This is a genomic window from Phenylobacterium sp. (assembly GCF_046590535.1).
In the GTDB taxonomy this organism is placed as follows: domain Bacteria; phylum Pseudomonadota; class Alphaproteobacteria; order Caulobacterales; family Caulobacteraceae; genus Phenylobacterium.
The window spans coordinates 1-10,872 of record NZ_JBKJTG010000091.1 but is presented as its reverse complement, the minus strand read 5'-3'; the positions used below and the strand labels follow the sequence as shown (position 1 = coordinate 10,872).

At 69.2% G+C, this 10,872-nt stretch carries 11 protein-coding genes; 3 read left to right on the top strand and 8 right to left on the bottom strand.

The genetic code is table 11. The features are described 5' to 3' along the window. The coding region (locus ACLL81_RS05265; RefSeq protein ID WP_411287294.1) for a tetratricopeptide repeat protein at window positions 1-1,912 on the top strand (1,912 nt) is incomplete at its 5' end. A 59-nt stretch (window positions 1,913-1,971) separates the two neighbouring features. On the opposite strand, the gene ACLL81_RS05260 is transcribed toward ACLL81_RS05265, so the two are convergent. Genes ACLL81_RS05260 through rfbF form a run of 7 tightly spaced genes read right to left on the bottom strand, consistent with a single transcriptional unit; the run spans window position 1,972 to window position 8,149 of the window. Continuing rightward, a complete protein-coding gene (locus ACLL81_RS05260) occupies window positions 1,972-2,625 on the bottom strand; it encodes a hypothetical protein (RefSeq protein WP_411287293.1) in 654 nt (217 codons plus the stop codon). Beyond that, the gene (locus ACLL81_RS05255) at window positions 2,622-3,434 is read right to left on the bottom strand and encodes an NAD-dependent epimerase/dehydratase family protein (protein ID WP_411287292.1); all 813 of its coding nucleotides are present in this window, start codon (window positions 3,432-3,434) and stop codon (window positions 2,622-2,624) included. The genes ACLL81_RS05260 and ACLL81_RS05255 overlap by 4 nt, the downstream gene beginning before the upstream one ends. A 5-nt stretch (window positions 3,435-3,439) precedes the next feature. Then, window positions 3,440-4,504 carry an FkbM family methyltransferase gene (locus tag ACLL81_RS05250; RefSeq protein WP_411287291.1) on the bottom strand — a complete coding sequence of 355 codons (1,065 nt, stop codon included), beginning with the start codon at window positions 4,502-4,504 and terminating at the stop codon, window positions 3,440-3,442. 60 nt (window positions 4,505-4,564) lie between these two features. Beyond that, a complete protein-coding gene (locus ACLL81_RS05245) occupies window positions 4,565-5,095 on the bottom strand; it encodes a dTDP-4-dehydrorhamnose 3,5-epimerase family protein (protein WP_411287290.1) in 531 nt (176 codons plus the stop codon). Next, on the bottom strand, window positions 5,095-6,336 hold the full coding sequence (locus tag ACLL81_RS05240) for a methyltransferase domain-containing protein (RefSeq protein WP_411287289.1): 1,242 nt from the start codon (window positions 6,334-6,336) through the stop codon (window positions 5,095-5,097). Before ACLL81_RS05240 ends, ACLL81_RS05245 begins: the two co-directional genes overlap by 1 nt. Next, on the bottom strand, window positions 6,333-7,394 hold the full coding sequence (gene rfbG, locus ACLL81_RS05235) for a CDP-glucose 4,6-dehydratase (RefSeq protein WP_411287288.1): 1,062 nt from the start codon (window positions 7,392-7,394) through the stop codon (window positions 6,333-6,335). The genes ACLL81_RS05240 and rfbG overlap by 4 nt, the downstream gene beginning before the upstream one ends. Beyond that, entirely contained in the window at window positions 7,382-8,149 is a 768-nt protein-coding gene (rfbF, locus tag ACLL81_RS05230; RefSeq protein WP_411287287.1) for a glucose-1-phosphate cytidylyltransferase, read from the bottom strand. Before rfbF ends, rfbG begins: the two co-directional genes overlap by 13 nt. A gap of 131 nt (window positions 8,150-8,280) precedes the next feature. On the opposite strand from rfbF, the gene ACLL81_RS05225 reads away from it, so the two are divergent. After that, a complete protein-coding gene (locus tag ACLL81_RS05225; RefSeq protein WP_411287286.1) occupies window positions 8,281-9,024 on the top strand; it encodes a sulfotransferase domain-containing protein in 744 nt (247 codons plus the stop codon). 64 nt (window positions 9,025-9,088) lie between these two features. Then, a complete protein-coding gene (locus ACLL81_RS05220; protein WP_411287285.1) occupies window positions 9,089-10,078 on the top strand; it encodes a M23 family metallopeptidase in 990 nt (329 codons plus the stop codon). A gap of 361 nt (window positions 10,079-10,439) precedes the next feature. On the opposite strand, the gene ACLL81_RS05215 is transcribed toward ACLL81_RS05220, so the two are convergent. Beyond that, the coding region (locus tag ACLL81_RS05215) for a phosphoenolpyruvate carboxykinase domain-containing protein (protein ID WP_411287284.1) at window positions 10,440-10,872 on the bottom strand (433 nt) is incomplete at its 5' end.

Sequence of the window (10,872 nt, the reverse complement as noted above, 5' to 3'; positions counted from 1 at the left end):
GTTCGCGAAGTTGGCCCGGCAGGATCCACGCAATCCGGAGTTCCAACGCCAGTTGGGCCGCGCCCTGATGCTGCAGGGCAAGCGTGACCAAGCCATGTTCCGCGCCCGCCAGGCGGTGTCGCTGAAGAAGGACTTTGTCGATGCCTGGCTTGATCAGGTGGGCGCGCTGAACGAGGAGCACCGCAAGGACGAGGCCCTGGCGATGTGCGAGCGCGCCGTGGCCGCCAACCCCGGCGACCCGCGGCTGATGGAGGCCAAGGCCATCATCCTGCGCCGCGCCGGCCAGTACCAGGCCGCCGAGGCCTATCTGGTGGGGCTGTTGCCCGATCACGATGACCAGGGCTGGCTGCACTTCCAGCTGGGTGGCCTGCTCGCCGACAGCGACCGTGAGCGCGGCAACGTGCACCTGCGCAAGGCCGTCGCCCTGGAGCCGGAGAATCCCGATTACCTGATGCAGCTGATCGAGGACCTGGAGCGGACCCGCACCGGCGACGAGGGCGGCCACATCGAGGAGTCCTACCAGCTCGCTCTCACCGCGCTGCGCTTCAAGGGCCGCTTTACCCCAGGGCACACCAAGGTGTTGAACGAGGTCTTCATCCGGGTCTGCGACTTCGACCGCCTCGCCGAGCTCGGCGACTTCAAGTCCCTGGGCCGCGGTTGGGCGGAGAGCGGGCGCCACACCGCGCTGCTCAAGCAACTGGCCCGCGTGGAGACCCACGAAGACCGGCTCGAGCTCCTCGAACAGCACCGCATCTGGGGCCGCGACGTGGAGGCCCTGGCGGCCACGCGGCCGGTCCACCGTCCGCCGCCGCTGCCCAGGGGCGGCAAGATCCGGCTGGGCTTCATGTCGTCGGACCTGCGCCGCCATCCAGTGGCCTATTTCGCCGCGCCGCTGTTCGAGCACGTCGACAACGAACGCTTCGAGGTGTTCTGCTACTCGTTCTACCAGGGCCAGATCGACGTCATGCAGGAGTTCATCACCTCCAAGGTGACTGCGTTCCGCTGGCAGCCGGAGATCAGCACACCGCAGGCCGCCCAGATGATCGCCGACGACCAGTTGGACATGCTGATCGAGCTGGGCGGGACGACCCACATGAACAAGCTCGATGTCATGGCCTATCGCCCGGCGCCGCAGCAAGCGAGCTGGCTGGGATATCCGCACTCCGCGGGGCTTTCGACGATCGATTTCCTGGTGTGCGACCCCTACGCGGTGCCGCCTGCGGCGGACCTGCTGGTGGAGACCCCGCTGATGATGCCGCACACCTGGCTGGTGCTGGGTCAGCAGGTGTTCTCCGACGCCCACCCGCTGGCCGAGACCCTGCCGCAGGACCGCAACGGCTTCATCACATACGGCACCGCCAACAATCCGCACAAGTACAGCCGCGACGTGCTGAAAACCTGGGCCCGAGTGGTGGCGGCGACGCCGGACTCGCGGTTCGCCGTGATCCGGCCGGAAGGCAGCTCCGCGAGCTTCCGCAAGAACATCCTGGCCCACTTCGAGGCCGAGGGCGTCGGCGCCGAGCGGGTGATCTTCCACACGGTCCGGGGACGGCACATGCCGTTCTACAACGAGGTGGACATCACCCTGGACCCCTTCCCGCTGACCGGCGGCACGACCACGGCGGAGTCGCTGTGGATGGGCGTGCCGCTCATCTCCCTGGTTGGCGAGGCGTTCTATGAGCGGCTGAGCTACTCGATCCTCTCCAACGCCGGCCTGGGCGATCTGTGCGTCACCGACAAGGACCAGTACCTGAAGGCCGCCCTGGCGCTGGCCGCCGACCGCGACCGCTTGCTGGCCCTGCGCAAGGGCCTGCGCGATCAGATCCGGCGGAGCCCGCTGGGCCAGCCCGAAGCCTTCGCCAGAGATTTCTACGACATGATCGCCAAGGCCGTGGGCCGAGCGGACGCTTAGACATCTGCTTGGTCGCGCCTTCTGACACCGAACCGCCGGCCACTTCGGGGGAAAGCGCGCTAGAGGCGGAAATAATCCTGCAGGAAGTCGGCGGGACGGGGCCGGAAGCTGAGCTCGCCGGCGGCTCCGGGGAAGGCGATGACGCCGGACGGCACCTGCTTGTTGACCACGCTTACCCCCTGGCTGACGACGGAGTCGCTCTCGACCACGGAGCGGCCGATCACCGCGGTGTTGGGATAGAGCACTACCCGGTCGCCGAGCACCGGGATCTGGTCCTTGTGCCGCCCGACGGTGGAGTTTTGATAGAGCACCAGGTAGTTGCCGTAGGTGGCCTTGGCCAGGACGATGCCGACGCTGTGGCCTATGTAGAACACCTCCGGCATGGCGATCTCGTAGAACAGGTCGATGCCGTTGAAGGCCTTGTTCATCAGGAAAATCCGGGTGGCGGCGGCGGTCTCTCCCGACCGCGCCCACATGGTATTGCTTAGATAATACAGGTAGATGCAGTGCTGTGAGGACTGCAGGACGTTGAACTGGTCGGGCCGCCAGGGGGCGCAGGCGTTGATGCAGCGGTGCAGCCGCTCCAGCGTCTCGTCCAGGTGCGCGTCCACCGCGGCGCGAAACGCCGCCTCCCCGCCGTCGGGCACAATGTGGGCGCACTGGGCGGTGGTGTAGGCGATCAGGCTCTCGCGGGTGTGGTCCAGGAGCTTCAAGCGCGGGTCCCCTCGCCCAGGTAGCGGGCGACCACATCCTTGACCGACGCGGGCCGCACGCCAAGGGCCGCCAGCCGGGCGACGCTGGCGTTGGGCGGCGCAGGGGGTCGGGCGGCGCCGGTGAAGGTCACCCGCCGGCCCGCCTTAGCGAACACCTGGGCGATCTGCGCATTGGTGACCAGCTCGCCGCTAGCCACATTGACGATTCCCGGAGCCTCGCCGTCAGCCATGACCACCAGGGCGGCCACCACGTCGTCGAGGTGGATGTAGTCGCGGGCCACGTGCGGACTGGAGTCCAGAGTCAGGTCGCCGCCGTCGCGCGCGGCGATCAGCCAGGCCGACAGGAAGCCCGGCGCCCCGTCCTCCCAGTCATAGACGTTGGCCAGCCGGGCCACCCCGCCGCGACCGCCGGTGCGGGCCAGCGTCAGGTTCTCGCCAAGCGCCTTGGAGAGGTCATAGACCCGGCGTGGGTCGGCGGGGTCGAAAACCAAGGGCTGGGTTTCGTCCACCGTGGCCTTGGCCATGCCGTCGTAGAGCCTCGTCGACGACAGGTAGATCAGCCGCTCGAAACGCCCGGCGCGGATCAGCTCGCTGACCAGGGTGGCGTGGGCCGCCACCGTGTCGAAGGGCCGGGCGTCGTAGTCGGCGGTCAGGCCGGCGCAATAGAACACGGTCCCGAGGTCGCGGCTGAACACCTCCGGGTCACCCTTGGCCGGGGCGAACACTTCCCAGCCGTCAGAGGCTAGGCGCGCGTGCAGCCGCTTGCCGACGAAGCCCGTGGCCCCCAGGATCGTCGCGCGCCTGGGCACCGGGCTCAGAGGCCTCCGATGGGATGGTGCAGCGCCGGGTCCTTGTGGCGCAGCAGCTTGGGCGAGACGTCGCGCACGATGGCGTAGCCGGGGCCGTCGAAGATCGCCGGATCCTTGACCGCGACCATGTTGAACCCGTGCGGGGGACCGTCCAGGTGGATCGCGCCCATGGGGATGAGCTCCACGGGACGGCCAGCCAGGTCGTAGTTGGAGTTGAAGTCGCGGAGCGCGAAGAGGCTATAGCCGTGACCAGTGAGCAGGCGGGCGATCTCGGTGGTCTCCAGGCCGTTCGACCAGTCCACATAATGGCGGTGAACCTCGAAGAGGACGTTGGGCGCCCGGCCGGCTGGCTGCGCCAGGAAGGGCTCCGCTCCCTTTAGCGCGCCCAGTTCCGCGCCCTCGATGTCGAGCACGATCAGGTCCAGCCGGTCGATCCCCTGAGCCTTCAGGTAGTCGGCGATGGTCACGGTCTGGAAGGCGTCTTCGGCGCCGGCCTCGGCGGCCTCGGCGCTGGCGAAGCTGTCGTAGCCCACCAGCTTCAGGTTGGTAGTGGAGTCGTGCCACAAGCCCTCGGGGCGCGGGACGATGTTGGTCAGGCCGTTGATCTGCGCATTGCGGGTCAGCATGCCCCGCTGCTGGCTGTTGGGTTCGAAGGCGTGCACCACGCCCCCGCGCGCCGCGATCTCCCGGGCGATCAGCACGGCGTGGTCGCCGAAGTAGGCGCCGCCGATCACCACCTGTTTGGCGGTCTTGGCCAGGTTTACCAAGATGCGGCTGGTCTGCGGCTCCCAGGCATGGTCCGGCGCCTCGGGCGTGGACATCACGAAGTCGCGGGCGATCTTGGAGCGGTAGAGGAACTCGAAGACGACCCCGGTCGAAAGCGTCCGGCGGATCACCTGGTCGTCGTCGAACAGGGCATCCACCAGCGGGCCGGTGATCTCTTCGCGCACGTCCACGCCCGGCGCGTCGATGGCGGCCTCGAAGGCGATGAGCTGGCGGATGAAGGCGTTGCGCCAGTCGTCCGTCCCCGCGATGCGATCCAGCGCGATCAGCGCCTTGTCCTGAGCCATGAAGCGGTACCTTCAGTCCTTAACTTGCGCGGCACATCTAGCAGATCGCCGCCGTGATCCTTAGCCCGGGTAGTCCGGATAGGCGGCGTCCCGCGGCGAGATCACCTGCGGGGGCGCCGGCCAAGCGATGGCAAAGGCCGGGTCGTCCCAGCGCACGCCGGCCTCGTGCCCGGCCCGGAAGGCCGGGGCGATCTGATAGAGCACGTCGGTGTCCGGCTCCAGCGTCAGGAAGCCGTGGGCGACGCCCACCGGGATCAACAGCGCCCGCAAGTTCTCCGCCGAAAGCTCCGTGGCCGTCCAGCGCCGGTGGGTCGGGCTGTCGGGCCGCAGGTCCACCACCACGTCGAACATCCGCCCGCGAACCGCCCGCACCAGCTTCACCTCGGCATAGGGCGCCGGCTGATGGTGCAGGCCGCGCAGGGTCCCTGCCGCTGGGTTGCGCGAGACGCTGGTCTGAACCGGCGTCAAGGGATGACCGGCGGCGGCGAACTCCTCCGGACAATGCAGCCGCGCAAACGCCCCGCGGTCGTCCGCATGCGGCGCCGCATCGACGATGACCACGCCGGCGATGTCAGTCTGCGTGAACCGCATCAGTCGAGAACCCGCGTCTCCGGCGAGGCGGTGACGAAGCGCCCGCCCCAGTCCCGGATGAAGGCTAGTTGCCGCATCACCTCGTCCTTCAGGTTCCAGGGCAGGATCAGGACGTAGTCCGGCCGCTGGTCGGCGACGGTCTGTGGGCTGAAGATCGGCACATGGCTGCCCGGCAGGAAGCGCCCTTGCTTGGCCGGATTGGCGTCGTAGGCCGCCGTCACCTGCGCGGCGGTGGTCCCGCAGTAGTTCAGGAAGGTGTTGCCCTTGGCGGCTGCCCCATAGGCCGCCAGCGTCTTGCCCTCGGCCTTCACCTTGGCCAGAAAGCTCCGGAAGCTGTCGCGGACGGCCTCCACCCGGGGCGTGAAGCCGCCATAGGTCTCGATGCGGTCCAGGCCAGCCGCAGCCTCTCGCGCCCGCAGGGCGCCCAGGGCGTCGGTCTCCGCATGGCCGGAGGCCTGCTGCGCGCAGAACAGCCGCAGGGACCCGCCGTGGGTGGGCAGGAGCTCGACGTCGAAGGCGCGCAGGCCGTTGGCCCGCAGCACCTGTTCCACCGCCAGCAAGGACAGGTAAGAGAAGTGCTCGTGATAGATGGTGTCGAACTGCACCTTCTCGATGAGGTTCAGCAGGTGCGGGAATTCGAAGGTCAGCACGCCTTGCGGTTTCAGCACGTGCCGGAAGCCCGCCAGGAAATCGTTGATGTCGGGCACATGGGCCAGGACGTTGTTGGCCGCCATCAGGTCGGCGCGCTGGCCGCGGGCCGCCAGCATCTGGCCGGTGGCTGCATTGAAGAACGCCACCTCGGTGGGCACGCCCCGCTCGCGGGCAGCCTCCGCGGTGTTGGCGGTGGGCTCGATCCCCAGCACCGGCACGTCCATGGCCACGAAATGCTGCAGCAGGTAGCCGTCGTTGCTGGCCACCTCCACCACCAGAGACTCCGGCCCCAGGCGCAAGCGCTCGGTCATGGTCTGGGCATAGCGCCGCGCGTGTTCCACCCAGCCCGCCGAATAGGAGGAGAAATAGGCGTACTCGGCGTCGAAGATCGCCTCGGCCGGCACCACGTCGTCCACCTGCACCAGGAAGCAACGGCCGCAGACGCGGGCGTGGAGCGGATAGGCCTGTTCCGTCCCAGCCTGCAGCTGCTCGGGGGTCAGGTAGCTGTTGGCCAGCGGTTGGCGGCCCAGGTCCACGAAGGTCTGGGTGAGCGGGGTGCGGCAGAAGCGGCAGAGCGGCGGCGGACTCATGGGCGGCCTTCGTAGCCCTCGATCTGCTCCCGGCACAAGTCGAGCGCGGCCTCGCCCTCGGCTTGGCGGCGGTACCAGTCCATGGTCAGGCGCACGGCGTCCGGAGCGTCGTAGTGGCTTTCGAACCCCAGGGCGCGCCTGGCCAGGGTCGCGTCGATGGCCAGCGACCGGGCTTCGATGGAGTCCGGGTCGGGCCCGTGGCGCCACGGCTGGCCGTTGAGCGCCTGGACGCCAAGGGTGGCGATCTCGCCAACGGTGACCTCCGGCCCGCCCGGCCGCGGTCCGAAGTTGAGCGCGCGGGGGGTGGCATCATCCGTGGCCAGGGCTTCCAGGTGACAGAGGTAGCCGGCCACGCAATCGAGCACATGCTGCCAGGGCCGGGTCGCCTCCGGATGGCGCAGGGTGACCGCCTCCCCGGCCCGCGACGCCCGCACGATATCGGCCACCAGCCGGTCGCGGGAGAAGTCGCCGCCGCCGATCACATTGCCACCCCGGGCGGTGGCCACCCGTACGCCGGCCGCCTCGAAATAGCTGCGGGCGAAGCTGTGGGTGACCATCTCGGCCGCGGCCTTGGACGCCGAATAGGGGTCCTTGCCGCCCAGCGGGTCGCCCTCGACGAAGGCCCGGCCAGTCTCGGCGTTGGCGTAGACCTTGTCCGAGGTGATCACCAGGACCGCCGCCAGGCCCCGCTGCGCGCGCAACGCCTGCAACAGGTGCGCCGTGCCCATGACGTTGGTCTCGAAGGTGGTGATCGGATCCTCGATCGACGTGCGCACGATCGGCTGGGCGGCCATGTGCAGCACCAGGTCGACCCCGACCCCGCCGATCGCCGGGCCCACCGCATCGGGATTTCGCAGATCGACCAGGCGCGAGGCGATCAGGTCGCTGACGCCGGCCAGTTCGAACAGGCTGGGTTTCTGGTCGGGGGGCAGGGCCAGGCCGCGGACTTGTGCGCCCATGCGGGCCAGCCAGATCGCCGCCCAGGCGCCCTTGAAGCCGGTATGGCCGGTCAGCAGGACCCGCTTGCCGGCCCAGAAGCCCGGATTCACCGACGCCACGGCGCCTCGCCGGACGCCCACAGGGCCTCGAGCTGGTTCTTGTCGCGCAGGGTGTCCATGGCCGCCCAGAAGCCATCGTGGCGGTAAGCCATCAGCTGGCCCTCGCGGGCGAGGCCCTCCAGGGGCTCCTGCTCCCAGATGCAGTCGTCGTCGCCGATCCGCTCGACCACCTTGGGCTGCAGCACGAAGAAGCCGCCGTTGATCAGGCCGTTGTCGCCGGGAGGCTTCTCGATGAACCGCTCCACCCGTCCCTCGTTGATCTCCAGGGCGCCGTAGCGGCCGGGCGGTGAGACGGCGGTGACCGTCGCCTGCTTGCCGTGAGCGCGATGGAAGGCGGCCAGCTTCTCCAGGTCCACGTCGGCTACTCCGTCGCCATAGGTGAAGAAGAACGGCTCGTTCGGGTCGAGGTAGCGCGCGACGCGCTTCAGCCGCCCACCGGTCATGGTGTCGGCGCCGGTCTCCACCAGGGTCACCCGCCAGGGCTCGTGGTTGGTGGCGTGGTACTCTATCGCGCCCTTGTCCAGGTCCACGGTGATGTCGGCGTTGTGCAGCACGTAGTTGGCGAAATACTCCTTCGCCACATAGCCCTTGTAGCCAAGGCAGACGATGAAGTCGTTGAAGCCGTAGTGCGAGAACAGCTTCATGATGTGCCAAAGGATCGGCCGGCCGCCGATCTCGATCATCGGCTTGGGCTTCAGGTGGCTCTCTTCGGAGATTCGCGTGCCAAGCCCGCCCGCCAGGATGACTGTCTTCATTCTTTCGCCTTCAGACGCGGGCCTGAAGCGGCCGCGATGTGGAGGCTCCTCTTATCGCGTCCGCCGGGCGCTATGAAGCGCCAATGGCCGCGGGGCTTGCCCTGCGCCCCGCGCCGCGGGATGTGAGGGGGATGGCTGAGCCGCCCCGCGTCAATTTCCTTATCGCCGGCGTCCAGAAGGGCGGCACCACGGCGCTGTTCGACTACCTGGGTGATTTCCCGGACATCGCCCTGTCGCAGGTCAAGGAGGTCCACTTCTTCGACGATGAGGGCCAGGACTGGAGCCGGCCGGACTATGCCGCCTATCATGCCCGGTTCCCTGATCCGGCCGGCCGGCCCTGCGGCGAGGCGACGCCCATCTATGCCTACTGGCCGCAGAGCCTGGCCCGCGTCGCGGCCTACAACCCGCACATGCGGCTGATCCTGATGCTGCGCGACCCTGTGCAGCGGGCCTGGTCGCACTGGCGGATGGAGTATGCGCGGGGCGCGGAGACCCAGCCCTTCGCCTGGTGCGTCCGGCATGGCCGCCAGCGGTTATTCGAGGCGGAGCCCTGGGGCCATCACCGGGCGTATTCCTATGTGGAGCGCGGCTTCTATGGGGAGCAGGTGGCGAGGGCGCTGGAGCTGTTCCCGCGCGAGCAGGTGCTGATCCTGCGCTCGGAGGACCTGAGGGCCGCGCCAGCGCCGGCCCTGGCCGCCGTCCGCGACTTCCTGGGCCTGCCGCCCGCGCCCGCGCCGGCCCCGCGGGCGGTGCATGTGGGGTCCGAGTTCGACTATGGTTCGCAGCTGACCGCGGTGGATGAGGATCTCCTGCGGGACATCTACAAGGGCGACGACGCCCGCCTTCAGATGCTTTGCGGCGTCAGCTTCCGCTGAGGGCAAACTTCCGCCTTGGGTGGCGGCCATGCTGGCGCCTGCCCGGAACAAGGACCGACCGCCGATGCGACCCATCCGTCTCGCCGCCCTGAGCCTGATCGCCGGCTGTGCGCCCGCCGCCATCACTGTGGCGGCCCCGGACCGGCCGGCGCTGGCCTTCCCCATGGCCTGCGAGGTCGGACGCACCTGCGAGATCCAGCACTATGTGGACCGCCGCGCCGGGACCGGCGTGGAAGACTACCGCTGCGGGCGCCAGACCTATGAGGCCCACACCGGGCTCGACATCAGGGTGCCGGACATGGCCGCGCAGGGCGCAGGCGTTGCTGTGCTGGCCGCGGCGTCGGGATCGGTGTCGCGGCTGCGCGACGGGGTCGCCGATATCTCGATCCGGGCGGCCGGGGCGCCGCCGGTGGCGGCGCAGGAGTGCGGCAACGGCGTGGTGGTTGACCACGGCGGCGGCCTGGAGACCCAGTATTGCCACGTGGCCCGGGGCAGCATCCGGGTGAAGGTCGGCGATCAGGTCGTGGCCGGAACACCGCTCGCCCGGGTCGGCCTGTCCGGCAACACCGAGTTCCCGCACCTGCACTTCAACGTGCGCCAGGACGGCAAGGTGGTCGATCCGTTCGCCCCCGACGCCGCCAAGGCCTGCGGACCGCAGGGCTCCCTGTGGTCGGCGCGGGCCCTGCAGCAGATGCCCTACAAGCGCGGCGCGGTGCTGAACGCCGGCTTCGCGTCAGGTCAGCTGGACATGGCGGCCATCGAGCGTGGGGGCATCCCAGGGCCGACCCAGGCGGCGCCCTATGTGGTGGCCTATGCACGCGCGATTGGCCTGGAGGCCGGGGACCGGCTGGAGCTGGAGCTGTTCGGCCCGGACGGCGCGCGGCTGGCCAAGGACCAGCGCGACCCGCTGGAATCGGACAAGGCGCAGTGGTTCATGCTGGTGGGCCGCAAGCAGCCGCCGACCGGCTGGACCGCGGGCCCTTACACCGCGCAGTTCAAGGTCTGGCGCGACGGAAAGGTGGCCGTCAGCCGGCGATTCGAGACCCGGCTCTGAAGCCGCGCCTAAGGTGAAGTTGACTCAGACGTGATCAGGACCTGGCTTCCCTGCGAGAGCACTTTGCGCTAAGGTTTAACGTCAGCCTCTCCAGGGCTGTGTCGCTTTGGCCGGGTGTCGGATCGCAAGGTCCGCCGCCCGGCCTTTCGCGTTCTGGGGCGTTTGGCGGCTGAGCCGGCGCGCCATCACCACCCTGCGGCTGGCGTCGCCCCCTCAGTCATCGGACCCATAGGTCCGCTGACAGCTCCCCCGTTTCTCGGGGGAGCAGCGACCGCACCGACCGCTCCTCCCCTGCAAGCGCAGCGCCGCGGGGGAGGTGGATCGCCGCGCAGCGGCGAGACGGAGGGGGCGTCTTCGCCGCCTACTCCGCCGCCGCCATGGCCGGCGACCGCGCCTGCGCCTTCAGCCGCGTCACCAGGGCCTCGTACTCGCTCCACAGCGCCTTGGGCGTGTGCGTGCCGAAGGTCTCGTAGAAGGCCGGGATGAGGGCGGCGTCCTGCAGCCAGAGGTCGACGTCGACGGTGAGCAGCAGGTCTAGCTGCGCCTGGGTCAGCCCCAGGCCGCTCACGTCCAGGGCGCCCGGCGCCGGCAGCCGGCCGATCGGCGTCTCCACGGCCTCGGCCACGCCGTCCAGCCGCTCGACGATCCACTTCAGCACGCGGATGTTCTCGCCATATCCCGGCCAGACGAACTTGCCGCGCTCGTCCTTGCGGAACCAGTTGACGAAATAGATCCGCGGCAGCTTCGCGGGATCGGCCTTGGCGCCCGTGGCCAGCCAGTGGGCGAAGTAGTCG